The sequence below is a fragment of the Cupriavidus sp. CuC1 genome (assembly GCF_044627735.1).
Classification (GTDB): domain Bacteria; phylum Pseudomonadota; class Gammaproteobacteria; order Burkholderiales; family Burkholderiaceae; genus Cupriavidus; species Cupriavidus ulmosensis.
On the sequence record NZ_JBIUHC010000069.1, the window covers coordinates 26,758 to 52,825 of the forward strand.

A 26,068-nucleotide genomic window follows, 5' to 3' on the forward strand; every position below is an offset into this window, starting at 1 on the left:
GGTGAGGATCGTACCCCGGCGCGGCGGGGGCCGGCAAACCGGGCGCGCCACGCTGGTAACATCCCCCTGCCGGCGCCATCCGAGGCCCGCCCGAGGTTGTCACATGAATCCCGAACACCTGCCACTCCTGCTCACCCGCACCATGCCCTATGGCAAGTACAAGGGCCGCGTCATCGCCAGCCTGCCGGGCACCTACCTGAACTGGTTCGCGCGCGAAGGCTTTCCGCCCGGCGAGATCGGCCAGTTGCTGGCGCTGATGCACGAGCTGGACCACAACGGCCTGACCAGCCTGCTGGATCCGCTGCGCGGGCGCTATCGGCCCGGGGCTTAGCGCGTCATGGCGGCAAGGGCCTCAGCCAGCAAAAATCCGGTGAATCGACCGCCCTTTGGCATCCACCGCCACCGTGGCAGGCATGTCCTCCACCTCGAACTCATAGATGGCCTCCATCCCCAGCTCCGCAAAGGCCAGCACGCGCGCCTTGCGGATCGCCCGGGAAATCAGGTAGGCTGCGCCGCCCACCGCGATCAGGTACGCCGCGCCGTGGCGGCGGATGGCCTCGATGGCCTCGGGGCCGCGCTCGGCCTTGCCGATCATCACCAGCAAGCCCGTCTGATCCAGCAACTGCGGCACGAACTTGTCCATGCGCGTGGCCGTGGTCGGCCCTGCCGGCCCTACCGCCTCGTCGCCCACCGCATCGACCGGCCCCACGTAGTAGATCGCGCGATTGCGCAGCGGCACCGGCAGCGGCTCGCCCGCATCCAGCATGGCAACCAGCCGCTTGTGCGCGGCATCGCGCGCCGTCAGCAGGCGGCCGCGCAGCCGCAGCGTCTCGCCAACCTGCCATTGCGCCACCTCGGCGGCGTCGAGGCAATCCAGGTCGACCACGCGGCCAGGCTTGGCGGTCAACGCGGCGGGAATGCCGTCCCAGGTATCGGCCGGCGGCGGCTCCAGCCGCGCGGGGCCTGAGCCATCCAGTTCCACCGTGACAAAGCGCGTGGCCGCGCAATTGGGAATCAGCGCCACCGGCAGCGTCGCCGCGTGGCACGGCAGCGCGGCTACCTTGACGTCCAGCACGGTGGCCAGGCCGCCCAGCCCCTGCGCGCCGATGCCAAGCGCGTTGATGCGCTCGAACAATTCCAGCCGCAGGCGTTCGGTGTCGTTCGCGGGCCCCCTGTCGCGCAGCGCATGGATATCGATCGGGCTGAACAAGGCGCGCTTGGCCGCCAGCATGGCCTGCTCCGGCGTGCCGCCCACCCCAACGCCCAGCACGCCGGGCGGGCACCAGCCGGCGCCCATCTGCGGGATGGCGGCGAGGATCCAGTCAACCAGCGAATCGCTCGGGTTGAGCGTGGCGAACTTCGCCTTGACGTCGCCGCCGCCGCCCTTGGCCACTACGGTCATCTTGATGGTGTTGCCTGGCACCAGTTCCAGCTGCAGGAAGCCCGGCGTGTTGTCGCCGGTGTTGCGCCGCTCGCCCAGGGCCGAGCCAACCATGGTGGCGCGCAGCGGATTGGCGCTGTGCGTGTAGCCCCGGCGCACGGCGGCATCCACCATCTGCTGCACGGACAGCAAGGCAGCGCCATCGCGCGCGGCAAAGCGCACGTCCATGCCCACGGTCATGAAGACCTGCGCCACGCCGGTGTCCTGGCAGATCGGCCGATGCGCCTCGGCGCTCATGCGGCTGTTGACCAGCAACTGCTCGATGGCGTCGCGCGCCGCGCCCGCCGGCTCGGCGGCAAAGGCGCGCTTGAGCGCCTGCACGAAATCGACGGGATGGTAGTAGCTGACGTACTGCAGCGCGTCGGCAATGGTGTCGACGACGTCTTCCTGGAAGATCACGGTCATGGCGAGGTGGGCGCAGCAAGGTGCAGCGGCTGGGCCAATTAAATATGTTTATACATAATGATACACCCCGCCACCCGAAAGCAAACCCGTTGGCTAACCGCCCTCAGCCCATCTTCAGGCTGGCGAAGGCTCAGCCCTGACGCTGCAACACGGTCGAATACGTGAACCGATCCGCCGGATGCAAGCTCACCACCACTTCGAACAAGCGGTCGGACTGGTCAAAATACCGCCGCACGAATTCCAGCGCATGGGCGTCGGGCGCAGTGCCCAGCACTTCAGCGAGCGCGGCGGGCACGCCCACCGCTCGCACAGTCTGCCGCACTTCCTTGACCAGGCGCCCGGTGGTCTTGCCAACCATGTCGCTGATCAGGCCGGGATCCGTCTTGAGCAGCTTGCGGATCTTGTTGCCGTCGGCGGCCATCACGTAGATATCGGACCACGACAACGGATGGGCTGGCGCCCCGGGATTGGTGCGGGAGGTTTCGATGTGCAGCCAGCGCGAGCCCGGCGGGCAGCCCAGCCGGGTGGCCAGCTCGATGTCCAGCACGATCTCGCGCGCGCCGTGGATCACGCGCTGCGTGGCGGCGCCGTATTGGACCAGTTCTTCGATGGTGGAGAGCTTGGGGGTGTATTCGCTGCTGCGCGGCGCGGCGGCTTCCACGCGGGTGCCGGCGCGCTTTTTACGCGAGACCAGGCCAAGCTCCTGGATGCGCATCAGCGCCACCCGCACGGTGCCGCGGCTGACGCCATGCTTCTCGGCCAGTTCCAGTTCGCCCGGCAGGCTTGACCCGACCGGATAGACCCCGCTCGTGATGTCGTGAATAAGCGCCTTGGTCAACTCGGCGTGGCGTGGCTCCATGGGTTCCCTGAATGATCGATCGATGTGCCTGAGGCGTAGCAGATGCTAGCGCCTGGCGGCCCGCAAGCCAAGCGCAAAGGGTAAACGAGATGCGGAACCCGCTTGACGGTGGACGGCCACATTTCTAGAATATGTTTAAACATATTTATAAAATGTACATATTCACAGTACCGATCATCTCAAAACAACCGATACCACCGTGATCACCACGGCGGACATCAAGCTCGAATAAGAGCGGCTGAGATGCCCGGCCGCACGGTGGATCAACCCCGGCGCGGCTTGGCCACCGGCTCGATCGCGAGCCCGACTTGCAGTTGACCACCGGGCTGGCGTTGATGAAGCCGCAGCCGTCGCAGGAAATCCCAGCCGGGTTGGCGATGACCAGTTGCGCGCGGCTACCGGCGATCTCGACATAGCCGTTGAGTCGGCTGGGGTTGCTGGAATTGACTTCGTTGAGAATGACCTTGGCCGCTCCCTTGCCCAGCCATGGGTTGCCCTGCACCCAGCCGCCCAGTTGCGTTGGCGTGTTCTGGCGGGCATTGTTGAGAATCGCCCCTTGCTGGTCCACGTCGAATTGCTGGTAGGTATTGCGCGAAACACCTGCTGCGCTCGGCGTCTGGATGTTGACCAGTGGTACGCCGTTTGGTGCCTGCAGCACGGTCGGGCGCTGGTTGCCCGGCGCACCGGGATCGGCCACCACCTGCGCAAGCGCCGTGCCGCCCAGGGCGACTTGCCCCATGATGACCCACACGGCGAAATGCAATGGGCGCACCGTGACGACACAGCGTCTGCTGGCCGCTGTGCCTCGGACACCCCCGCCGCCATGGCGTCGAGCGATCTCGGCAACCACCTGAAGCATGCCAAGGGCACGGTTGAAGACGATGCGGTAGAGGTTCTTGTTCATGCGGCCATTCCCTTTTACGCAGATACGAATGCGGACGCGCGCGCCCTGACGAGATCAGTAAGACCAGCCCACGTTCAAGCCGGCGGTGACGGCGTCGGTCTTGAACCCTCGGGGCTTGTGGAGCGGCGTTCCGAGGAACATGTCCCAGTAGCCGCCATACAGGCCGCCGCGCAGGCCAATCGCTGTACCGGCCAGAGCGTGGCCGGGTTGCCAGCGGGTGGAGGGGCCGTCAACGCGCCCGACATCCGCGGCGACGTAAACCTCCTGCCCGGCCCCCAGCGCCAGGCCCAGGTCATTGCGCCATAGCCATCCCCGCTCGCCCATGAGCGTGAGTTCGCCGTCGAAGCCGCGCACGGTATAACGTCCGCCAAGGGCGAAACGGTCCTGCGGCACGAGTGGTGTGCGATTCCACTGCGCCCGCCAGTTGGCGGTGTAGCGCAGGGATTGGTTGGCGAGCTGGAACGGCATGGCAAGCTGGGCGTCGGCGGTGATGAGCTTCATGCGCGAGGTGCCTTCGCCGAAGTCTTCTTCCGGCGCCGCCATCGACCTGAAGGCGCCGGTACCACGCCGGTAGGCGACAGCGGCATCCAGCGTGGAGGCGCCGAGATATTCGCGATGCGTCAGCCCCAACTCCCAGCCGCCGGTGCGGCGGCGCTGCACTTCGATCTCGGTGTCGTCGATGTAGTTATTGGAATGACGCAGCCAACCGATCGGGCGCCGGCATGGCCGGCATCGGTATTCGCACATCCGGCGTGGATTCCTGCTGCTCGCGCAAGATGCGTTCGCGCTCCTGCTGGCGCAGCAATTCCTGCGCCGCGCTTCCGGGTGTCTGCCCCTGCGAGGCAAGTGGAAACGCCAGCAGGCCGCAGGCCAAGCCGCATGAGCGCGTTAACGCTGACCAGAACTTCCGTTGCTCCATGTTTGTTCTTCCCTGTACTGGCCCGGGTCACTTGCTGACGACATCCAGTACCGCCTATGGCAGGCCAGAGAAGTTGCACTTGTCCGCTCACGCAACTGAGAGTGACTTGCAACCAAACCTAGAGTGTTCACGCTGCGAACTGCGGCGTGTGTAGGAAACTTCTTGAAGTTGGGGAGACTTTTCCCAACCTGATGTGATCTTTAGCCTCGCGCCTGCGCATCCGGGGTGCCTGGCAGTGGGGGGCTAGGACGGCTACTCCGCCAGGCGCAGTGAGCGCAAGGCCGGGCGTTCGCGCCGGGTTTTGGTAGTACGATATCGCCCTTGCACGCATTGCCGTGTTGTCGGGAGAGAGTTTTGCCATCAGTGGATCGCCGTAGCGCCGGCACATCGCGCGCCCGGGCCAGGGCCGAAGAACCATCGCAGAATGAGCTGGCCTACACCGGCCTGCGGGAGCGGCTGACCACGCTGGTCTACCGCCCCGGCGAGCATCTCAACATCTCCACCCTGGTCGACGATCTCGACCTTGGCCGCACGCCCATCAACCAGGCGCTGCACCGGCTGGCCAACGAAGGGCTGGTCCAGATCCTGCCGCGCAAGGGCGTGGTGGTCTCGCCGCTGTCCATCGATGATGCGCTGCACCTGATCGATGTCCGACTGGCCAACGAAACGCTGTGCGCCAGGCTGGCTGCCGAGCGCATCACCGCCGCCGGCCTGCAGACGCTCGAGAGCCTGCTGAGCCAGGTGGAAGACGCCGTGGCGCAGCGCAACCTGCCAGAGGTGACGAACCTGGACCGCCTGTTCCACGAGGAAATCGCGCAGCTGTCGGGCAACCCGATCCTGATTGAAATCCTCAAGGTGCTGCACGCGCGCTCGCAGCGCTTCTGGGCCATTTCGCTGTCGTCCGAAGGGCACCTGGCCGAGGTCGGCGCCGAGCACCGTGCCATCCTGAAGGCGCTGCGCGACGGCGACGCCGCGGCAGCGGCCAGCGCGGTCACGGCCCATGTGCTTTCCTTTCGCCAGGCGCTGCTGCAGGGCCGCCGCGAAACGGTCTTCGCAACGGCGATCGAGGGCTAGCCGGTCAGCTTTCGAGCGGCTTCTTGGCGGTTTCCCGTGCCACCAGCAAGGCCACCAGCGTCAGCGCCACGGCGGCGCTGACATACAGCGAGATCGCCAGCGTCGAGCCGTAGGACTTGTACAGGCTGGCGATGATCAGCGGCGCAAATCCGCCTCCCACGATGCCCGCCAGCGTATAGGCCAGCGATGACCCGGCGTAGCGCACCCGCGTGGGGAACTGCTCGGTCACGAAAGCCGCCTGCGGGCCGTACATCATGGCGTGGATGATCAGCCCGACCACCACCGCCGCGCAGATCTGCAGCGGCTGCGCGCTGTCCATCAGGCGGAAGAACACAAAGGCCCACACCACCGCCAGCAAGGCCCCTGCGATGTACACGGGACGGCGGCCGAGCTTGTCCGACAGGCTGCCGAACAGGGGCACCGCGATGGCGTTGCATGCCGCGCCGATCATGGTCGCGGTCAGCGCCAGCGGGCGGGACAGGTGCAGCACGTTGGTCACGTAGGTCAGCGTGAACACCACCACCAGCGCATAGAGCACGTCCGAGCCGATGCGCACGCCGCCGGCCACCAGCAGGCGCCGCCAGTGATCCACGAACACTTCCTTGATCGGCGTCTTGGCCGTGCTCTTGCGCGCCTCCATCTCCTTGAACAGCGGGGTTTCCTCAACGCCCTTGCGCAGCCACAGGCCGAACAGCACCAGCAACACGCTCGACAGGAACGGAATGCGCCAGCCCCACGCCTGGAAATCTTCCGGGCTCAGCCACAGCGATACCACGGCGATAAAGCCGGTGCCCAGCAGCGTGCCGCACGATGGCCCGACCTGCGTGAACGACGCATTGCGCCCGCGCTGGTGCTGCTCGCCATGTTCCATCGACAGCAATACCGCGCCTGCCCATTCGCCGCCAATCGCCGCGCCTTGCAGGAAGCGCAGCGCCACCAGCAGGATCGGGCTCCAGATGCCCCACGACATGTAGGTGGGCAGCAAGCCCATCAGCCCCGTGGCCACACCCATCAGGATCAGCGTGGCGACCAGCACGAAGCGCCTGCCGAGCTTGTCGCCCAGATGCCCGAACAGCACGCCGCCGAGCGGGCGCGACACATAGCCCACCGCATAAGTGGAGAACGCCAGGATGGTGCCGGTGAGCGGATCGAACGAGGGGAAGAAGACCGCGTTGAACACCAGCGCGGCCATCAGGTTGTAGACGGTGAAGTCGTACCACTCCAGCGTGGTGCCGATGGTGCTGGCCGCCGCCAGGCGGCCCATCCTGGGCTTGGCGGCGTGGGTGGCTGCATCGAGCGTGCCTGCAGGGCTATGCGGGGCGGAAATCGTGTTTGCGCTGGTCATCACGCCACCTCCCCGGAGAAGAGCTTCCATTTCAATGCGTAGCGTGCGGCCTGCTGCGTCGAGGCCCCCAGGCGCGCTGCCGCTTCCTGCAGTGCCTGCTCGCTCGCGGCTTCGGCGCTGCTCTCGATCACCAGGATGGGCAGCAGCTGCCGGTCCGTCAGGCTCTCCTTGGGCAACGGCTGGCTTAGCTCGGCGTCCGGCATCAGCAGGTAGGACTGGACAAAGCCGGGCAGCGCGGACAGTTGGCCGCCCACCTCGCCCGCCAGGTCCACCAGCGCCAGCGCATCCTCCGGCTGCGCCAGGGGCAACACGGCAATCCAGCTGCCGCTGCCCTGCCCGACCGTGGCGGTGACTTCGCTCACGCGGCGCATCGGCTGGCGCATGCGGTCCAGGTTGGCCACTGACCACGGCGTCTGCCGGCGAAAGGCTGCCTTGTAGGCTGCGGACGTAAACGCGCCGAGAGACTCGGTGCGATACAGGCCGAGATACTTCGGGCCGCCCTGCACGGCTTCATAGCGCGCCGCGGAGATAAAGCCTTCGATACGGGCGCGCTCCTCCACGTGCTCGCGGTCGTACCATTGATTGAAATCGGCCTCATCGGCCGCGTCCACATTCGACGCGACAAACAGCATGCCCTGCGGGGACATTCCCGTCGGGCCATCGATCGCCAAACTCTCGCTCGCAAACATCTCGCTCATCAAACTCTCCGGTTGCCACGCCAATACAAAGCGGTGAGTTGATGATCGGCGCGATCGCCGCGCGCGACAAACGGGTTTTTCTTCGCGTTTCCGATCAGTTTTTCTGTTCGATCCCGCTGCGTTCGCGCACCAGCTTGGCGCGCGGCCGTGCCTCACTGCGGCGCAAACGGTGCAGGCAGCGAGCGCACAAAGCGATCCGATTCGCGGCAGGCCAGATCCGCCACGAGGCGAATCGCCTCCGACGCCGCATGGTCGAGATGGCTCACCACCAGCCGTTGATGCGGCAGCGGCACATCGCAACAGATCACGCGTAGCTCCCCGCGCTCCACTTCTTCGCGCACCGGCGCCAGCGGCATCAGCGCATTGCCAAAGCCCGCTTTCACCAGCCGCACGATGGCCGCGATGGAGCTCACGCAGTGCACCTTGCCAACGGGCAGCCCGGCCTTGCGGTACAGCTCCTTGAGCGCCAGGTGCGGCTGCGATCCGGGACTCATGGTGATGGTCGGGTGCTGCAGCAGCGTGGCCAGCTTCCCTTCGTCAGGCGGCGCCGCGCCGGGGGGCCCCACCCACCCGATCGTCATGGGCAGGCACGGCGTGCTGGTGATGCCCTCGCCCACGGCAGGGTCCGTCTGCAAGGCGATATCGATGCCACCGGCGCGCAAGGTCTTGTGCAGGCCCTCGGTGGTCTCGGAGGTGATTTGCACTTCGATGCCCGGATAGGACGATTGCAGGTGCCGCAGGAAATCGACCAGCCAGGTATGCACCACGCTCTCGATGGCGCCGATGCGCACCAGCCCCAGCAACTCGTGGCCGGAGCGCCCCAGCACCATGATCTCCCGCTGCAACTCCAGCAGGCGCTCGCCATAGCCAAGCAGGCGCAGGCCCACCGGCGTCAGCCGCAGGTCCCGCGCCTCGCGCTCGAACACGCGCGCACCGATCTCCTGCTCCAGCGAGGCAATGCGATTGGACATGGCGGCCTGGGTGATGTGCAGCTTCTCGGCCGCCGCGCGAAAGCTGCCTAGCCTCGCCACCCACATGAAGGCTTCGACAAAGCGCGTGTTCATGGCGTCGGCCCTGCGCATGCACCACACCCACAGTCATCACGGCACCAGCGCCGCGCCCCGCCGCAGTGCACCCGGCTCGTCAAATCGGTTCCTGGCCGGGGCTGGCCAGCCTCGCTTCATGCATTTTGTGCGCCTTGTGAAATTTCACCGTATTAACAGCGAGATTTTATGCAATATCCGCGCCAGTGCTGTAGTGGGATTCCCTAGCTTGCTTTCATCCCGTTCGGCTACAAGAAGCCCCCCCTCTGACGGAGGGTGGCGCTTGCTGAAGCGGAGCACGCATAAGCCAGTGCCAGGCAATGGCCGCATTCTCTCGCCAGCGCGGGCTTTATCCGTCACCCTCAAGCGACACAATGGATACAATATTGCGTCCGCGTGGCCCGCAACAGCAATGGCCGCGCAACAAGCAAGCGCTGGAAACGTACAGAACAAACAACAATAAAAGGTCGAGTCTTGTCTTCGGAACACTTTCCCAGGATCAAGGCGTTGTGGCGCAATCGGGAAACCCTCTCGCAGGGCGAGTGGGAAGAGTGCTATCAACGCGTGATGGCTGTGCTGGCAAATTACCGCCCGCGCGAGGCCGCGTCGCTGGGCGACGCCTTGCACGATCTGCATCATCAGTTCTTTGTAGAACGCGTGATGCCCGGCGAGGGCCGCGGCGGCCACGGTGCCCCCGCCGCCCCCGAGCATGGGGACGAGCTGCGCCTGACCTTCCGCCGCTTCCTCCTCGACCTGCAGCGCCACAGCCGCGAGGGCGTCATGGCGCCCGCTGCAATCGGCACCAGCACCCTCCTGCCTCCCCTGAACATCGTCGCGGCACGGCTCGACGCCGGCAACACCGCCAAGATCGCGGACGAAGGCCCGTTGCCCGCGCTCCAGGCAAACGGCGCGAGCGCCGCCGGCGGCGTCGACTGGACAACGCGGCCAATCCCTGACGCGCTCGCGGCGGCCTTCGCGCGCGCCAGCCAGGCCAGCCCCCAGCGCGCACTCGCACTGGCGCCCGGGCAATACCACGCACTGCGCCACGCGCCCGGCTTTGGCGCCGTGCTGCTAGACCGGTGGAGCCCCGCCGGCCAGTGCTGGCAGGGCTGGCTTGTCACGCCCGACTCCGCCTATGCCGGCTCTACCGACATGGTGCTGGAGGACCGCGACGGCCCGCTCGATCCGCGCATCGGCATGGTGTGCTGTGCTATCCGGGTACAGGCGCGCGCCGACCAGCTCGGCACCTGCCTCGGCGTGCTTGCGGGCGAACGCCTGGGCGCCGTGCGCTGGCTTGGCAAGCAAGATCGCGGCGCCGGCAACCTGGCACGCCCCGGCGCCGTCGCCCGCACCGACGTGCCGGGCGGCTATGCGCTGACCGGCTCGCCACTGGCCGGGCCGTCCGATCCACGCCATGCCTACCGCGATCTGCTGGCACGCGGCATTGCCAGCTTTGGCCTGGAGCCGGCGCCATCCGTGCTGCGCAGCGGGGAGCAGAACAGCACGCAGCGTGTGGTGGCAAGCAAGCCGGGCAGCGGTAGCAAGAGCAGCAGCAATAGCAGCAGCACGGACAAGGTAAAGCAAAAGGAAAGGCCCATCCCGCAGCCACCTTCCCCTGCCGGAACAAGCAACGGCGGTCGCTGGGTCAAGCCCTTTGCCATCGTTGCCGGCATGCTGGCGCTACTGCAATTTGGCCTGCTGGCAGGACGCTACGACCGCGACAATGCCGCAATGGCGGCGCCGAGCCGCAGCGCGCCACCCCAAGGCGGCAGCAGCAGCAGCAGCAGCGATCTGCATGCGCGGTTTCGCCCGGAAGCCACCGAGGCGGAGATCCGGACCTCGCTACTGCGCGAAGGGCTGCAAATCGTCGGCGGCCCGGACGCTACAGGCGGCTTCACCCTGCATGGCGGCGATGCGCAGCATACGCTCCCGGCGCCCGGCCCCGGCAACCCGCTGGCTCGGGTCGGCCCCTGAGCGCGTTTAATTGGCGACGGCGCTTGCGGGCAAGTCCAGCCGCCCGGCCAGATCGGTCAGCGCCGCTGCGCAAGAGACATCCACCTTCAGCGCCAGCAGCGCATCGGCACGGGTCCTGCCGAGGTTGATGGCCGCCACCGGCTTGCCCAGCTTCTGCGCCGCCAGGCAGAAACGGTAGCCTGAGAACACCGTCAGCGATGAGCCGATCACCAGCAAGGCATCGGACTCGTCCAGCGCCCGCAGGGACGCATCCACGCGCTCGCGCGGCACCGACTCGCCGAAGAACACCACATCGGGTTTCAGCACCCCGCCGCAGTGCCCGCACGCGGGGATGTGCACGGCCTCGAAGCTGGCCAGCTCCAGGTGCGCATCGCCATCGGAGGCGGGCAGCGCGCGCAGTTCGGCAAGCTCCGGGTTGTCCGCTTCGAGCTGGGCTTGCAGCGAGGCGCGCGGGCGGCGCGTGCCGCATTGCAGGCAGATCACGCTGCCGACATGGCCATGCAGCTCTATGACGCCGGTGCTGCCGGCGCGCTGGTGCAGCCCGTCCACGTTCTGGGTGACAAGCTGGCGCACATAGCCCCCCGCTTGCAGCTGCGCCAGCGCGAAGTGCGCGGCGTTAGGCTGCGCATTGGCAAGCACCGGCCAGCCCAGCATGCTGCGCGCCCAATAGCGCTGGCGCACCGCATGCGAACGAAAGAAATCCTGTGCCTGCACGGGCGGCGTGCGCTGCCAGTTGCCCTGCGCGTCACGATAGCCGGGAATGCCGGAATCGGTGCTGATACCGGCCCCGGTCAACACCAGCAAGCGCGGATGGTCCCGCACGAACGCGTGTAGATCGGCCAGCATGATCCGGTCGGTGACGGTCAAGGGGGGGCTCCTTGTCTTGTGCGTGAGGTGCGCGTGGTGCGTGTGGTGCGTGCCAGCCGGATCAGAAGCTGGGACCGCCCGCGCCTGCGCCGAGATCGGCCGTCTGGCCGGCGAGCGCCAGCCATGCCTTGAGCTCGGCGCGATACCGCTCCATCGCCTCGGCATGCAGGTCGAAGATGCAGGGCTCGCAGCCATTGCCGCAGCAATCGTTGATATCCGGCGTGGGCGGCGCTACAGGCCTGGGTGGCAATGCCTGCGCTGCCGGCTCCGGCGTAGCCGCCGATCCTGGGGCGCGTCCTGTGGTGGACGCCGGGTTTTCTACTGACACCATCGACTCCGATTGAAATGCAACTTCAGTATACGGCCGGCGCACGCGCATCGCTGCCGCGGGCCAGCCATGCCTCGAACGCCTCGCTGCCCGGCTCGCCCGCCACCGCCGCATAGACCACAAGCCGCAGGTGGCGCTCCTCGTCGACCGTGAGCGTGGCGTGCTCGCAGCGCACCGTGCCCACGGCGTCCAGCCACATGGCGCGGATGCCGGTGCAGACTCCCTGCACATCGTGCTGGCGCCACCATTGCCTGAAATCCGGTGCCGCGCGCTCCAGCTCGTCCACCAGTTCCAGCAAGGTCGGATCGTCCGGCGCGCGCGCCAGGTCGCGGCGAAAGCTCGCCAGCATCTGTGGCGCCTGCGCCTCCCAGCCGGCAAAGCGCTCGCGCATGGCCGGGTCCAGGAAAATCATGCGCAGCATATTGCGATGGCCCTGCGCACAAGCGCCAAAGCCGAACACGCGCTCGGCCGCCGCGTTCCACGCCAGCACATCCCAGCGCAGGTTGAGCACGTAGGCAGGCCGCAGCGGCAGGTCGTCCATCAACCTGCGCACCAGCGGTGGCACCGTGCACCAGGTGCGCCCGCTTTCGGCGGGCGGGCGCTGGTGCGCCAGCAGGAACAGGTGGCGCCGCTCGGCGGCGTCCAGCCGCAGCACGCGCGCCAGGTTCTCCAGGAACCCCGCCGAGACGCCGATCTCGCGCCCCTGCTCCAGCCAGGTGTACCAGGTCAGCCCCACGCCGGCCAGCGCCGCCACCTCCTCGCGCCGCAGGCCCGGGGTACGGCGCCGGCCCGCGCTGGGCAGGCCCGCCTCCGCGGGCGAGATGCGCTCGCGCCGCTGGCGCAGGAAGTCCGCCAGCGCGGCGCGGCTGCGGTCGAGGGTGCGTGGCGGCATGGAGTTAGCCTGTTGCCTGTTGTAATAGCATAAGTACTTAAATTGTAATACTTTAATGGGCGGCTGAGAATGCGGGCCTGAGCGTTCAACAGGACCCACCATGCCCTCTCCAACCGGCTTGCCCGTGCTTTTTGTGCTGTTGCTAGGCGGCTTTGTCACCGTCTTCGATCTGTTCGTGGTCAATGTGGCGATTCCCGCCATCCAGGCCGACCTGGGCGCCAGCTTCAGCGAGGTCGGCGCCGTGGTGGCGGCCTACGAACTGGCCTACGGCGTGCTGCTGATCATCGGCAGCCGCCTGGGCGACCTCCATGGCCGGCGGCGGCTGTTCGTGCTCGGCATGGCCGGCTTTACGCTGACCTCGGCGCTGTGCGGCGTGGCCCCCACCCCCGCGCTGCTGATCGCGGCGCGCGTGCTGCAGGGCGCCGCCGCCGCGCTGCTGTTCCCCCAGATCTACGCCGTGATCCGCGTCAGCTTTGACGATGCCGCGCGCCGCCGCGCCTTCGGCCTGCTCGGCATGACGCTCGGCCTGGCCGCCATCGCCGGCCAGGTGCTCGGCGGCCTGCTGGTGCAGAGCGACCTGTTCGGGCTCGGGTGGCGCCTGATCTTCCTGATCAACGTGCCGGTAGGCGCAGCCGCCATGCTGGCCGCGCGGCGCATCCCCGAATCGCGGGCCGTGGCGGCGCCCGGCTTGCCCGCAAGCGGGCTGGACTGGCCCGGCGTGCTGCTGGCCAGCGCCGGACTGACGCTGTTGCTGGTACCGTTGCTGGAAGGCCCGGCGCGCGGCTGGCCGGGCTGGGCCTTCGCCTCGCTGGCGCTGGCCGCTGCCGTGCTGGCCGGCTTTGTGCGCGTGGAACGGCACCGGCCCGCGCCGCTGGTGGACCTGGCGCTGTTTGCCCAGCGCCGGTTTGCGCTGGGCACGCTGGTGGTACTGCTGGTGTACTCCACGGCCAGCGCGTTCTTCCTGTGCTTTGCCCTGCTGCTGCAGGCCGGGCTCGGTGTCGGCCCGCTGCTGGCCGGCAGCGTGTTTGCGCCGGCCAGCGTGGGATTCGTTGCCGCGTCGATGTGGGCGCCCCGGCTGGTGGCGCGCTTCGGGAACGCCGTCCTCGCCGTCGCGGCCTTGCTTTACGCCGCGGCACACGCCGCGCTGACGCTGCAGGTGGTGACGGCAGGCGCCACGCTGGTACCGTGGCACCTGGTGCCCGCGCTGATCCTGTTCGGCCTGGCCCAGGGCATGCTGATGACGCCGCTGCTCAATCTCGTGCTCGGCCTTGCACGTGAGGCGCAGGCCGGCATGGCGTCCGGGCTGGTGTCGACCATGCAGCAAGTGGGGGGCGCGTTCGGCATCGCCATCGCGGGCATGTTCTTCCAGCGGGCGCTGCAAGCCGAAGGCGGCATCGCCAGCGCGCAACGCTATGCCCACGCGTTTGCCGGCGCGATGGGCTACAACCTGGCGGCGGCGTTGCTCTGCGCGCTGCTATTGCTCGCTCTGGCCCGGCCGGTGGCGAGCCCGGCCGGCGCGGTCCAGGCGGCGCACTGATCAGCCGCCCGTGCCCGGCGGCGAGGGCTTGCGGGCCTCCAGCACCGCCCGCAGCCGCGTCACGGCCTCGGTCGACTCGGCCTCAATCCGCTTGCGCAGCACCAACCAATTGGTCAGCGCAAACAACAGGTTCGGCGCGGCGTAGGTGAATTCGCGCCGGAAGTGCGTGCCCTGCGGCGTCTGGGCGAGCGTGTAGCGGACCGCGCCCGCCGCGCGCCCATCGATGCTGCCCTGGATCATCCAGGCCGATGACGGGGTGCGCTCCACCGCGGTCCACACCACCTGGCCGCGCCGCCCGGCTACCGAGAAGGTCTCGGTCACCTGCTCGCCGGGCAGAAGCGAATGACCGGCCGCTGCGCCGGTTACAGCGAGCGAGGATGGATGCCAGTTGGGCCAGTTGGCGGGCGTGGAAACGTAGTCGAACACCACGGCATCGGGTTGCGCGATCGTCACCTCGTTGACGATATGCGTGACTGCGCGCCACGACCGCGGCAACGGGAGCAACAGCACGGCCGCCGCGCCCGCCAAAACCAGGAGCGCGACGAACAGGGTCCGCCGTTTGTCGGTCCGCCTTCTGTGGATTCGCCGCCTGCTCATGATGGGGGCCTGGACGATCAATGCGCCGGTGGCCTGCGGTGAGGCCGGCGGCCCTTTCCGGCTGGGGTGGCCGCGATGCTTTTAGTTTAGTCAGCTTTGTTCGCCGCGACGGCGCGGTAAACGACAAGACGCGGCAACCGCGCGAGGGCGGCTACCGCGTCTTGAAAGCCTCAGGTTCAGTGGTTAGCGGCCAGCGGGCCAGTGCCCGCCTGCGCCACGCTGGGTGCGGCATCCGGCAACGGCCCCCAGCCACCGCCCAGCCGGCGCACCAGCGCCACCGTGGCGGAGGCACGCAGCCCGGCCACCTGGTTGGCCTCGCGCTGCGACTGCAGCACCGTGCGATCCGCGTCGATCACCGTCAGGTAATCCACCGCGCCCGCCTCGTAACGGCTGCGCGAGATCTTGGCCGCGCGGCGGGCGCCGCCCAGTGCGCCGTCCAATGCCCCAGCCTGCTGGCTCAGCCAGCGCACGTCGGCCAGGCTGTCTTCCACTTCGCGCATGGCCGTCAGCACGCTCTGGCGGTAGCTCGCCACCGCTTCCTCGTGCTGCGCGCGCGCCGCCGCCAGGTTGGCCTTGTTGCGGCCCCCGTCGATGATCGGCGCGGCGATCGTGCTGCCGATCAGCGGCCCCAGCATCCACGCGCGGGAGGACCACTTGAACAGGTTCGACAGGTCGTTCGACTCAAAGCCGAACAAGCCGGTCAGCGTGATGCGCGGATAGAACGCGGCCTTCGCCACGCCGATGCGCGCATTGGCAGCCGCCATCTGGCGCTCGGCCTGGGCGATGTCGGGACGGCGCTCCAGCAAGTCGGAGGGCAGCCCTGCGGGCACGGCGATCAGCGCGGCGTCCAGCGGGCGCGCGGCCAGCGTGAAGGCGGCCGGCGGCGCGCCCGTCAGCACCGCCAGCGCGTGCTCCTGGTTGGCGCGGCGGCGTTCGATGTCGGCCAGGTCCGCGCGGGCCGTGCCGAGTTCGGCTTCGCCGCGGGCCGGATCGAGGTCCGTGGTTTCGCCTTCGTCGAACCGGCGCTTGAGCAGCTTGAGCGCGTCCTCACGCAAGGTAATGGTGGCGTTGAGCAGGTCGCGCTCGCTGTCCAGCGTGCGCAGCGCGAAGTAGGCTTGCGCCACGTCCGCCTGCAGCGCCAGCAGCACCGAGCGATACAAGTCTTCCGCCGCGTCGCCTTCGGCGCGCGCCGCCTTGACGTTGTCCGCCACGCGGCCGAACAGGTCCAGCTCGTAGCTAGCAAAGGCGCGTGCCTTGAGCACCGTCTGCGGCGCCACCTTGGTGCCGTCGGGCAGCCCCTGCGAGGCGGCCGACGATTGCGTGCGGGTCGGGTCCAGGCCCACGCTGAGCTGTGGGTACTGGTCGGCCTCGGCCACCCCGGTGAAGGCGCGGGCCTGCTTGAGGCGGGCCGCGGCGATCGCCAGGTCCTGGTTGGACTCGGTGGCGGTCGCGATCAGGCGGTCGAGGTCGGCGTCGCCGAAGATCTTCCACCATTCGCCGCGCTGCGCGCCTTCGGCCGGCGTGGCCACCTTCCATTGCGTGCCTTCGGCTTGCGCGGCCATCGCTTCCTTGTAAGCCGGCGTGGCGGCGGTGGCGCTTTCCGGCACCTTGTAGGTCGGCGCCAGCGAGCAGCCCGCCAGGATCAGGGCCACGGCCAGCGTGGCCAGGCGCGGCAGCGCCGCAGGCAATAGCGATGTCATCTTGGATGTCAATGTTGCGTTCATGTCGGTCACCCTTACTCAGCGGAAGCGATGGCCTTGTGGATCGCCGACGGCGCGTCCGACACCTTGCGGCGCTCGCCACGGGTTGCCAGCATGCGCAGCGCCACGTAGAACACCGGCGTCAGGAACAGCCCGAAGAAGGTCACGCCCAGCATGCCGGCGAACACCGCCACGCCCATCGCATGGCGCATCTCGGCACCGGCGCCGGTGGACACCACCAGCGGCACCACACCCATGATGAACGCGAACGACGTCATCAGGATCGGGCGCAGGCGCAGGCGGCTGGCCTCGATCGCGGCGGCCACGATGGAGCGGCCTTCATGCTCCAGCTCCCGCGCAAACTCCACGATCAGGATCGCGTTCTTCGCCGACAGCCCCACCAGCACGATGAAACCGATCTGCGTGAAGATGTTGTTGTCCCCCTTGGTCAGCCACACGCCGGTCATGGCGGCCAGCAAGCTCAGGGGCACGATCAGGATCACGGCCAGCGGCAAGGTCAGGCTTTCGTACTGCGCGGCCAGCACCAGGAACACCAGCAGCACGCACAGCGGGAAGATCCACACCCCTGCGTTGCCGGCCAGGATGTCCTGGTAGGTCAGGTCGGTCCATTCGAACTTGATGCCCTTGGGCAGCGTCTCGGCCGCAATGCGCTCGGCCGCGGCTTGCGCCTGGCCCGAGGAGAAGCCCGGCGCCGGGCCGCCATTCATGTCGGCCGCGGTGAAGCCGTTGTAGCGGATCACGCTGTCCGGGCCAAAGCCCTGGTTGACGGTGAGCAGCGACGACAGCGGCACCATGTCGCCGGCGCTGTTGCGCGTCTTCAGTTGCAGGATGTCCTCGGCGTGGGCGCGGAACTGCGCATCCGCCTGGACCTTGACCTGGTAGGTCCGGCCAAACTTGTTGAAGTCATTGACATAGGCCGAGCCGAGGTAGGTCTGCAGCGTGTCGAACACGTCCGTCACCGGCACGCCCAGCTGCTTGGCCTTCACACGGTCCAGCTTCACGTCCAGCTGCGGCACGTTGACCTGGTAGTTGGTAAAGATACCAGCCAGCTCGGGCGTGGCGCGCGCCTTGGTGGTGAAGGCGTTGGTGGCGTCGAACAATGCGTCGTAACCCAGCGCGGCGCGGTCCTCGATCATCATCTTGAAGCCGCCGATGGTGCCCAGGCCCTGGACCGGCGGCGGCGGGAACACGGCGATGAAGGCGTCCTGGATCGCCGCGTACTTGCCGTTGAGCTGCGCCGCGATGGCGTTGCCCGACAGCTCCTTGGTCTTGCGTTCTTCAAACGGCTTGAGCGAGACAAAGACGATGCCGGCGCTCGGGCTGTTGGTGAAGCCGTTGATCGACAGGCCCGGGAAGGCAATCGCCGATTCCACGCCCGGCTGCTTGAGCGCGATGTCGGACATCTGGCGGATCACGTCTTCGGTGCGGTCCAGCGTGGCGCCGTCAGGCAGCTTGGCAAAGCTCACCAGGTACTGCTTGTCCTGCGCCGGCACGAAGCCCTTGGGCACCAGCTGGAACACGCCCCAGGTCAGCGCCAGCATCACGGCGTAGACGCCGAACACCGCTGTCTTGCGCGAGATCACGCCCTTGACACCCTTGCCGTAACGCTCGGCGCTGGCGCCAAAGAAACGGTTGAAGCGCCCAAAGAAGCCACCCAGCACGCGATCCATGCCGCGCGAGAGCCAGTCCTTCGGCGCATCGTGGCCGCGCAGCAGCAGCGCGGACAAGGCCGGCGACAGCGTCAGCGAATTGAAGGCCGAGATGATGGTCGAGATGGCGATGGTCAGCGCGAACTGCTTGTAGAACTGACCGGTCAGGCCCGTCATGAACGCGAGCGGCACAAACACGGCGATCAGCGTCAGCGCGATGGCGATGATGGGGCCGCTGACTTCACGCATGGCCTTGTAGGTCGCCTCCTTTGGAGACAGTCCCTCGGCGATATTGCGCTCGACGTTCTCCACCACCACGATCGCATCGTCCACCACGATCCCGATGGCCAGCACCAGCCCGAAGAGTGACAACGCATTGATGGAAAAGCCAAAGGCATGCATCAGCCCGAAGGTACCCACGATCGACACCGGCACCGCCAGCAGCGGAATCACCGAGGCGCGCCACGTCTGCAGGAACAGGATCACCACCAGCACCACCAGCAAGATGGCTTCGAACAGCGTGTGGGTCACGGCCTCGATGCTATGGCGCACGAACTGCGTCGGGTCATAGACGATGCTGTAGTCCACGCCATCGGGGAAGTTCTGCTTGAGCTCCTCCATGGTCTTGCGCACGTCGTCCGAGATCTGGATGGCGTTGGAGCCCGGGGCCTGGAAGATCGGAATCGCCACCGCGGACTTGTTGTCCAGCAGCGAGCGCAGCGCATACTCCGACGCGCCCAGCTCGATGCGGGACACGTCCTTGAGGTAGGTCACGCCGCCATCGGGCGAGGTGGCCACGATGATGTCGCCGAAGGCTTCCACGGTTTCCAGGCGGCCCTGCGCGTTCACGGAGAGCTGCAGGTCAGCGCCCGGCAGCGCGGGCGAGGCGCCGATCACGCCGGCGGCCACCTGCACGTTCTGCTCGCGGATGGCCTTGACCACGTCGGCGGCCACCAGCTTGCGCTCGGCCATCTTCTCGGGGTTCAGCCACACGCGCATGGAATAGTCACCCGAGCCGAACAGCTGCACCTGGCCCACGCCCTGGATCCGCGCCAGGCGATCCTTGACGTTGATCACCGCATAGTTGCGCAGGTAGGTCATGTCATAGCGGTCGTTCGGCGAGACCAGGTGGACCACCATGGTCAGGTCCGGCGAGCTCTTGACGGTGGTGATGCCCAGGCGGCGCACGTCTTCCGGCAGGCGCGGCTCCGCCTGCGCCACGCGGTTCTGCACGAGCTGCTGGGCCTTGTCCGGATCGGTGCCAAGCTTGAAGGTCACGGTCAGCGTCAGCAGGCCGTCGCTATTGGCTTGCGACGACATGTAGAGCATGTCCTCCACACCGTTGATCTGCTCCTCCAGCGGAGACGCCACGGTAGCGGCAATCACCTTGGGGTTGGCGCCGGGATACTGCGCGCGCACCACCACCGACGGCGGCACCACCTCGGGATACTCCGAGATGGGTAGCTTGAACATCGAGATGGCGCCGATCAGGAAGATCAGCACCGATAGCACGCCGGCAAAGATAGGCCGGTCGATAAAGAATTTCGAGAGATTCATCTCAGTCTCGGCGAAAGGGCTCCCCCTGGCGGCCTGGATGGCAGGCGCCATGTGGAGCGGGGAAGCTAAAAAATGGCTCGGCTGGGGGGAGAGGTGTTTTAGCGCCGGGGCATTGTGGATGCGCCCGCCCTACCCCCGGCCCCTCTCCCGCCATGCGGGAGAGGGGAGCGAACCCTCAGCGGATTCAGCGCACGCGGGTCACAACTCAGGTCACCGGTTTGCCATCGGCCGCCTTGTCCGTGGTCTTCTCGGTGGCCGCTTGCTTGCGGTCAGCCGATTCGCCACGCTGGTCCAGTTCGCGCTTGAACGCCATATCGACCGGCTTGGGCGCGACCGTGATACCGGGGCGCACACGCTGCAGCCCGTTGACCACGATCTTCTCGTCGGCCTTCAAACCCTGGCGGATCACGCGCAGCCCATCAAACGACGGCCCGAGCGTGACTTCGCGATAGGCCAGCTTGTTGGCGCCATCCAGCACCAGCACGAACTTCTTGCCCTGGTCAGTGCCGATGGCGCGGTCGTTGATCAGCACCACCGGATGCGGCGAGCCGCCGCCGAGCTTGACGCGCGCATACAGCCCCGGCAGCAAGCGGCCGTCCGGGTTGTCGAACACGGCACGCACGCGGATGGTGCCGCTCTTGGTGTCGAGCCGGTTGTCCACCGACTGGATACGACCCTCGCGCGGATAGTCATCTTCGTTGGCCAGGCCCAGGAACACCGGAAGCTTGGACTGGCCACCTTCGCCACCGGACGCGCCGGCCGCTTTGTCCCCCGTATAGCGCAGGTAGGTCTGCTCATCGAGCTCAAAGCTGGCGTACACCGGCGAGACCGACACCACCGTGGTCAGCACCGGCGTGCCGGCGCCGGCCGCCACCAGGTTGCCAACCGTGATCTCGGCACGCGATACGCGCCCGCTGACCGGCGCGGTGATCCGCGTATAAGTCAGGTTAAGGCGAGCCGCTTCCAGCGAGGCTTGCGCGGCGCGCACATTGGCGATGGCTTCACGCGAGCCGTTGTCGCGCTCATCGAACTCGCGGCGCGATACCGCGTTGTCCTGCACCAGCCGCTGCGCGCGGGCCAGCTCGGTCTGCGCGTGGCCGGCACGCACTTGCGCGGCGGCCAGCGCGGCTTCGGCGCGCGCCACCTCGGCGGCATAAGGACGCGGGTCGATGGTAAACAGCGGATCGCCCTTCTTGACCAGCGCGCCTTCACGGAAGTGCACGGCGTCGATGGTGCCGCCAACGCGGGCGCGGATCTCAACCCGGTCTACCGCTTCCAGGCGGCCGGAGAACTCATCCCATTCGGTGATGGTCTTGCCCAGTGCGGCTGCCACGTCCACGGCGGTAGGTGCTGCCGGGCCAGGCACGGCCTGCGCCTCACCGGCGTGCCAGGGCTTGAAGATCGAGGTGGCCAGGCCAGCCCCGAGCACAGCGACGATGGCCAGGGCAATCATGGTGCGTCGAGTTTGCTGATTCATTTTCTTGACTCCGTATTCCGTCTGCGGGTTTTCTTCAACTGGAAAGCAAAAAAAAGACGAACGCCCCCGCCGGAGCGCGCAAAGGGAGCGCGCCCGGACCGCCTGCTTCTCGCAGGCCGGCTTGGGCTTTAGTGGTAACCCGAAGATCAGCCGGGCGGGCTGGCTCCTGTCTGGCGTTCGGTCCTGGGTGAGGCGTCGTCGTCGCCGGCAAAATAGCCTTGCAGGTAACGCGCGCCTTCGTTTATCCACACCTGACATCGGTCGTGGGACACTTCCACGCCGGCGCCACAGGCACCGGCCATGATCTGGGCCTGCGCCGGGACACCGGCCGTCTGCAGGCGGCTGACGAAGGCCTCGCCTTCGGCACGCAATGCATCTTCCTCTGCCACCTGGACAAATGTGGGCGGCAGGCCGGCCAGCCGCGAGGCCAGCGCCGGCGCCGCGTAGGGATGCACGCTGGCGGCCGGGGTCGGCAGGTAATCGCGGTAGTAGCCCGCCAGGCGCTGGAGCATTTCCAGCGGCACGCTGCGCCCGTCCTGCCCGACCGCGCCCGAGGCGTGCTGCAGGCACGGGTCCGTCACCGGGCGGATCAGCCACTGCGCGCGCGGCTCGGGCAAACCGCGGTCGCGCAGCATCTGCGACAGCGCGATCGCCAGGTTGCCGCCCGCCTCTTCGCCCACCAGGGCAAAGCGCAGCTTGTCCACCTTCAGGCGGCGCGCATGGCGCAGCACCCACTCAGCGGTATGGAACACGTCCTCCGGCGCCGCCGGGAACGGAAAATCGGGCGCCAGCGAATACGCCGGGGTGACCACCACAGCAGGCACCGTGACCGCCAGCGAGCGCGCCAGGCGCTGGGATTTCTCCAGGCTGCCGTCGACAAAACCTCCCGCATGCAGGTAGATCAGCCAGGGCAGCAGCGGTGCGGCCTTGCCCTCCGGGTAGCCCGGCGGGTAGCTCAGGCGCACCGTGATCGTGCGCCCACAGCTTTCCACCGCGTGCTCGGTCACGCGCCCCTCTGCCAGTTCGGCGGCGGAGGCTGCGGCGGCGGCTTTCGATTGCGTAGGCGACATGTCGGTCACTTGCGGCGCGTTAACGACGCATCCATTGCACATTGCGATGCAGCGAATTATGGTGGTTGATAAAGGTGGGATAAAGCGAGGCTTTACCAATGCACTGTTTCTCCGGTGAAATAATCGGCCATGTGGCGCACGGGAGACCCTTCGCAGTGCAAGGTCATCCATTTTGTGCTCCACTCCCGCACTTCCGCAGCCGCGCAGTCTGTCCTGGGCCACGCCGGGCTGCACCCTACCCGGGTGCATGCCCCGCCGGCCAGACCTGCCTGTTTCCTTATCCCGGGGAGTGAACATGGATCGTCTCGTCTCAATGCAGGCCTTCACCCGCGTGGTGGATGTGGGCAGTTTTGCGCGCGCGGCCGAGGCGATGGACCTGCCCAAGGCCACGCTCACCCGCCTGATCCAGAACCTGGAAACCCACCTCGGCGTGAAGCTGCTGCACCGGACCACCCGGCGCATCAGCGTCACCACCGACGGCGCCGCCTACTACGAGCGCTGCGTGCGGATCCTGGCGGACGTCGAGGAAGCCGAGCAATCCCTCACCCACCAGAACAACACGCCGCGCGGCACGCTGTGCGTGGACACCACCGCCGGGCTGGCGCAGATGGTGCTGATCCCCAAGCTGCACGAATTCTTTGCCGCCTACCCCGAGCTCAAGATGGAGCTCACCATCAACGGCAAGCCCATCGACCTGCTCAAGGAAGGCGTGGACGTGGTGCTGCGCGTGGGCGACCCGGTGGACGACACCATGGTGGCGCGCCGCATCGGCCAGCTGCGCCTGGCGTTCTACGCCTCGCCGGTCTACCTCAAGCGCAACGGCACGCCCACCCAGCCCAGCGACCTGATGCAGCACCGCGCCGTGAACTACCTGTCCAACCGCACCGGCCGCGAAATACCGTGGCCGCTCGGCCAAGGCGAGCAGCGTACGGAAATGCTGCTGCCCTCGGCCATTTCCACCAACGATGCCGACGTCTACCTGGGTTGCGCGCTGGAGGGCCACGGCATCGCCCGCATTTCGCGCGCCATGGCGCTGCCCTATGTGGAAAGCGGCCGCCTGGTCGAAGTGCTGCCCGACTGGCCCACGGACTCGCTGCCGATTGCGGCGATGTACCCGCAGAACCGCCACTTGTCGGCCAAGGTGCGCGTGTTCGTCAACTGGGCCGCCGAGCTGTTCGCGCGCCATCCGCAGTTCGGTGAGACCCAGGCGGGACAGCCTCAACCATCCCGGCAACCCAAGCTGGCGGCCTGAGCGCAACACCGGCCTACTGCGCGTAGGCATTGGCTACGCCGCGCCGGGGGTGGTTGAGCCATCCGCCACGGCCAGCGCCTCCACCTCGAACAACATCCCGTCAAGCGCCAGCCGCGGCACCGGAATCAGGGTGCACGCCGGCTTGGGCGCATCGCCCCAGGCCCGCTCCACCGCCGCCGCCAACACGCGCAGGCGCGCCTCGTCGTGATCCACCACCAGCACCGTCAGCTTGGCCACATGGCGCAGTTGCGAGCCCGCGGCGGCCAGCGCCACGCCCAGGTTGTCGAACGCCTGGCGCACCTGCGCCTCGAAGCTGTCGGGCAGGCTGCCATCCGCGTGCTCCCCACCCTGCCCGGCCACGCAGACCAGGCCCGCGCGAGGCGCGACCATGGCTACATGGGAGTAACCGTTGGCGCTGGGATCATAGAGACCAAGCGGGTTGAGCATGGTGAGCTGACGCGATGCTTGTTGTGTGCGCGTGACTTGCATAGGACGATTTCCTTGAGAGATAACAATGAGACAGCAATGATCGGCCTGGCCGGATGCAAAGGCGGACTCGACATTGCAGCCCGCCTGCCCTAATATCCAAGACAGTTTTTGGATATTAGGGCGCACCCATGAATTATGCAAACGATAACTTGGATAACCCTACAGGGTCTCCGGGTGATCGCATCCTGTTCCTGCTGAAGACCAAGGGCGCGGCATCGACCACGCAGATCGCCCAGGCGCTGGGCGGCACGGCCGAGGCCGCACGCCAGCAGGTGCAGAAGCTGCTTGCCGCCGGGCTGATAGAGGGCCGCCAGCAAAGTGCCAGCGGCGCAGGCCGGCCACGCCAGGACTGGACCCTCACCGCCAGCGGGCATGGCCGCTTCCCCGATACCCACGCGCAACTCACCATCCAGTTGATCGGATCGGTGCGGCAGTTGTTCGGCGAGGAAGGGATGGACAAGCTGATCGGCCAGCGCGAGGCCGAAACCCGCGCGCAATATCTCGCGGCAGTCGCCGGCCAGGGCGATCTGCCGCAGCGGCTAGCCACGCTCGCCGCGCTGCGCAAGGCCGAAGGCTATATGGCGCGCCTTGAGCAAGACGGCGCGGACTGGCTGCTGATCGAAGACCATTGCCCGATCTGCGCCGCCGCGCAGACCTGCCAGGGGTTCTGCCGGGCAGAGCTGCGGATCTTCCAGGAAGTCATCGGCACGCAAGCGACAGTCACGCGCGAAGAACATCTGCTGAGCAACGCGCGCCGCTGCGTGTACCGGGTCAGCGTAACGGCATAGGCGGCATGGACGACCTAGCTGGTGTTAGCGCGGATTGGTCACCCCGGCCGCCGATGCTATCTTGCTCCTCAGCCACGGTCGTCGTGCCCGCCAGCCAATTCGAACCCCGGAGAGACAACCCATGCCTTGCCGCCAACCAAACGCACCGCAGGGATGGCTGCGCCGGGCCACACTCTGCCTCACGCTGATGCTCTGCACGCTGGCAACGCGGGCACAGACGGCACCGCAGGTGGTCGACATCCCGACCCGCCCGGGCGTGACGCAGCGCTTCCTGTATCTGGCGCCCGCGCAGCCCACGGCTGCGGTGATCCTCTACGCCGGCGGGCACGGTGGCCTGCAGATCTTCCCCAACGGCAGCTTTGGCTGGGGCGCCGGCAACTTCGTCGTGCGCGCACGCCAGGCCTTCGTCGACAACGGGCTCGCGGTAGCCGTCATCGACGCCCCGAGCGACCGGCTCACGCCGCCCTACCTCAATGGCTTTCGCCAGACCCCCGAACATGCCGAAGACGCCAAGGCCGTGATCGCCTGGCTGCGCAACCGCACCAACCTGCCAGTCTGGCTGGTAGGCACCAGCCGCGGCACCCAGTCCGTTGCCGCCATCGCCATCCGGTTGGCAACTGGCGGCGGCCCCGACGGTATCGTGCTGACCTCCACCATCCTGCGCGAAGAGCGCGGCCGGGCGGTGCCCGCCATGGATCTCGATAAGATCAAGGTACCCGTGCTCGTCGTCCATCACGAACAGGACGGCTGCAAGCAGTGCCCGTACAGCGAGGTGCAAGGACTGATGGACAAGCTCGCCAAGGCCCCCAAAGCAGGCTTGATCCACTTTGACGGTGGGAACAATGTGGGAGACCCGTGCGAGGCCATGGCGTATCACGGATTCAATGGCATCGAGCCGCAAGTGGTGCAGGCCGTGGCACGGTGGATGGCGGAAAAGTAAGGCTCCAGCAAGCCATCGTGACAAGGCCGTGACAAGCTCATGACAACGGAATGACACACCGTTGCAACCACCATGCGCACCTGGAAAAACGCCTTGCTGGTTACACCGGAGCGAGTGCTAGGATAAGCAAGTGGCCTCCCCGGTGGACCGCGCCGTCGCTGTCTTATTCCATTTCTAATTCAATAATGTAATAATAGGCACGTTCCTCGTGTAGAAGGATGTGCGATGGTTCGTAAAGCGAG

The 26,068-nt window shown here is 67.2% G+C and carries 22 protein-coding genes and 1 pseudogene; 7 read left to right on the forward strand and 16 right to left on the reverse strand.

All coding sequences use genetic code 11. The annotated features are described in order from the left end of the window. Window positions 1-103 precede the first annotated feature (103 nt). On the forward strand, window positions 104-331 hold the full coding sequence (locus ACGLHR_RS26950; RefSeq protein WP_174428098.1) for a DUF3820 family protein: 228 nt from the start codon (window positions 104-106) through the stop codon (window positions 329-331). A gap of 21 nt (window positions 332-352) precedes the next feature. Here the strand turns inward: ACGLHR_RS26950 and ACGLHR_RS26955 are convergent, their stop codons facing one another. The 4 genes and pseudogenes from ACGLHR_RS26955 to ACGLHR_RS26970 form a co-directional block, all read right to left on the reverse strand. Continuing rightward, window positions 353-1,846 carry a fumarate hydratase gene (locus ACGLHR_RS26955; RefSeq protein WP_400097209.1) on the reverse strand — a complete coding sequence of 498 codons (1,494 nt, stop codon included), beginning with the start codon at window positions 1,844-1,846 and terminating at the stop codon, window positions 353-355. 130 nt (window positions 1,847-1,976) lie between these two features. Then, window positions 1,977-2,705: a GntR family transcriptional regulator gene (locus ACGLHR_RS26960; protein ID WP_400097211.1), complete on the reverse strand. Its 729-nt coding sequence runs from the start codon at window positions 2,703-2,705 to the stop codon at window positions 1,977-1,979. 145 nt (window positions 2,706-2,850) lie between these two features. Beyond that, on the reverse strand, window positions 2,851-3,609 hold the full coding sequence (locus tag ACGLHR_RS26965) for a filamentous hemagglutinin N-terminal domain-containing protein (RefSeq protein WP_400097213.1): 759 nt from the start codon (window positions 3,607-3,609) through the stop codon (window positions 2,851-2,853). Window positions 3,610-3,663: 54 nt separating this feature from the next. Continuing rightward, window positions 3,664-4,317 (reverse strand): annotated as a pseudogene (locus tag ACGLHR_RS26970) (ShlB/FhaC/HecB family hemolysin secretion/activation protein); the annotation flags it as partial. Window positions 4,318-4,891: 574 nt separating this feature from the next. Here ACGLHR_RS26970 and ACGLHR_RS26975 point away from each other — a divergent pair. After that, complete coding sequence (locus ACGLHR_RS26975) at window positions 4,892-5,602, forward strand: GntR family transcriptional regulator (RefSeq protein WP_400097244.1); 711 nt, start codon at window positions 4,892-4,894, stop codon at window positions 5,600-5,602. 4 nt (window positions 5,603-5,606) lie between these two features. On the opposite strand, the gene ACGLHR_RS26980 is transcribed toward ACGLHR_RS26975, so the two are convergent. From ACGLHR_RS26980 to ACGLHR_RS26990, 3 genes are all read right to left on the reverse strand, one after another. After that, window positions 5,607-6,947 (reverse strand): MFS transporter, encoded by a 1,341-nt coding sequence (locus tag ACGLHR_RS26980; RefSeq protein ID WP_400097215.1) that lies wholly within the window; start codon window positions 6,945-6,947, stop codon window positions 5,607-5,609. Then, a complete protein-coding gene (locus ACGLHR_RS26985) occupies window positions 6,947-7,645 on the reverse strand; it encodes a hypothetical protein (RefSeq protein ID WP_400097217.1) in 699 nt (232 codons plus the stop codon). Before ACGLHR_RS26985 ends, ACGLHR_RS26980 begins: the two co-directional genes overlap by 1 nt. Before the next feature lie 152 nt (window positions 7,646-7,797). After that, complete coding sequence (locus tag ACGLHR_RS26990; protein ID WP_400097246.1) at window positions 7,798-8,709, reverse strand: LysR family transcriptional regulator; 912 nt, start codon at window positions 8,707-8,709, stop codon at window positions 7,798-7,800. A 453-nt stretch (window positions 8,710-9,162) separates the two neighbouring features. Here ACGLHR_RS26990 and ACGLHR_RS26995 point away from each other — a divergent pair, with 453 nt between their 5' ends. Beyond that, window positions 9,163-10,662 (forward strand): hypothetical protein, encoded by a 1,500-nt coding sequence (locus ACGLHR_RS26995; protein ID WP_400097219.1) that lies wholly within the window; start codon window positions 9,163-9,165, stop codon window positions 10,660-10,662. A gap of 6 nt (window positions 10,663-10,668) precedes the next feature. On the opposite strand, the gene ACGLHR_RS27000 is transcribed toward ACGLHR_RS26995, so the two are convergent. The 3 genes from ACGLHR_RS27000 to ACGLHR_RS27010 all read right to left on the reverse strand — a co-directional run bounded on the left by ACGLHR_RS27000 (window position 10,669) and on the right by ACGLHR_RS27010 (window position 12,749). Continuing rightward, complete coding sequence (locus tag ACGLHR_RS27000) at window positions 10,669-11,508, reverse strand: NAD-dependent protein deacetylase (RefSeq protein WP_400097248.1); 840 nt, start codon at window positions 11,506-11,508, stop codon at window positions 10,669-10,671. A gap of 82 nt (window positions 11,509-11,590) precedes the next feature. Further along, window positions 11,591-11,860: an oxidoreductase-like domain-containing protein gene (locus tag ACGLHR_RS27005; protein WP_400097221.1), complete on the reverse strand. Its 270-nt coding sequence runs from the start codon at window positions 11,858-11,860 to the stop codon at window positions 11,591-11,593. Between the two features lie 22 nt (window positions 11,861-11,882). Further along, entirely contained in the window at window positions 11,883-12,749 is an 867-nt protein-coding gene (locus ACGLHR_RS27010; RefSeq protein ID WP_400097222.1) for a helix-turn-helix transcriptional regulator, read from the reverse strand. A 100-nt stretch (window positions 12,750-12,849) separates the two neighbouring features. Between ACGLHR_RS27010 and ACGLHR_RS27015 the strand changes: the two genes are divergently transcribed. After that, on the forward strand, window positions 12,850-14,286 hold the full coding sequence (locus ACGLHR_RS27015) for an MFS transporter (protein ID WP_400097224.1): 1,437 nt from the start codon (window positions 12,850-12,852) through the stop codon (window positions 14,284-14,286). Here ACGLHR_RS27015 and ACGLHR_RS27020 read toward each other — a convergent pair whose 3' ends face one another. The 5 genes from ACGLHR_RS27020 to ACGLHR_RS27040 all read right to left on the reverse strand — a co-directional run bounded on the left by ACGLHR_RS27020 (window position 14,287) and on the right by ACGLHR_RS27040 (window position 22,357). Further along, window positions 14,287-14,814 (reverse strand): SRPBCC family protein, encoded by a 528-nt coding sequence (locus ACGLHR_RS27020; RefSeq protein ID WP_400097250.1) that lies wholly within the window; start codon window positions 14,812-14,814, stop codon window positions 14,287-14,289. Window positions 14,815-15,059: 245 nt separating this feature from the next. After that, window positions 15,060-16,607: an efflux transporter outer membrane subunit gene (locus ACGLHR_RS27025; RefSeq protein ID WP_400097226.1), complete on the reverse strand. Its 1,548-nt coding sequence runs from the start codon at window positions 16,605-16,607 to the stop codon at window positions 15,060-15,062. An 11-nt stretch (window positions 16,608-16,618) separates the two neighbouring features. Next, on the reverse strand, window positions 16,619-19,810 hold the full coding sequence (locus ACGLHR_RS27030) for an efflux RND transporter permease subunit (RefSeq protein WP_400097228.1): 3,192 nt from the start codon (window positions 19,808-19,810) through the stop codon (window positions 16,619-16,621). Between the two features lie 205 nt (window positions 19,811-20,015). Beyond that, complete coding sequence (locus tag ACGLHR_RS27035) at window positions 20,016-21,287, reverse strand: efflux RND transporter periplasmic adaptor subunit (protein ID WP_400097229.1); 1,272 nt, start codon at window positions 21,285-21,287, stop codon at window positions 20,016-20,018. Window positions 21,288-21,433: 146 nt separating this feature from the next. Continuing rightward, window positions 21,434-22,357 carry an alpha/beta hydrolase gene (locus tag ACGLHR_RS27040; protein ID WP_318238152.1) on the reverse strand — a complete coding sequence of 308 codons (924 nt, stop codon included), beginning with the start codon at window positions 22,355-22,357 and terminating at the stop codon, window positions 21,434-21,436. Between the two features lie 295 nt (window positions 22,358-22,652). Between ACGLHR_RS27040 and ACGLHR_RS27045 the strand changes: the two genes are divergently transcribed. After that, entirely contained in the window at window positions 22,653-23,609 is a 957-nt protein-coding gene (locus ACGLHR_RS27045; RefSeq protein ID WP_400097231.1) for a LysR family transcriptional regulator, read from the forward strand. A gap of 33 nt (window positions 23,610-23,642) precedes the next feature. Here the strand turns inward: ACGLHR_RS27045 and ACGLHR_RS27050 are convergent, their stop codons facing one another. Next, a complete protein-coding gene (locus ACGLHR_RS27050) occupies window positions 23,643-24,098 on the reverse strand; it encodes a RidA family protein (protein WP_400097233.1) in 456 nt (151 codons plus the stop codon). Between the two features lie 128 nt (window positions 24,099-24,226). On the opposite strand from ACGLHR_RS27050, the gene ACGLHR_RS27055 reads away from it, so the two are divergent. Beyond that, on the forward strand, window positions 24,227-24,886 hold the full coding sequence (locus tag ACGLHR_RS27055) for a helix-turn-helix transcriptional regulator (protein WP_400097235.1): 660 nt from the start codon (window positions 24,227-24,229) through the stop codon (window positions 24,884-24,886). A gap of 121 nt (window positions 24,887-25,007) precedes the next feature. Next, a complete protein-coding gene (locus tag ACGLHR_RS27060; RefSeq protein WP_400097237.1) occupies window positions 25,008-25,826 on the forward strand; it encodes an alpha/beta hydrolase in 819 nt (272 codons plus the stop codon). Window positions 25,827-26,068: the final 242 nt, after the last annotated feature.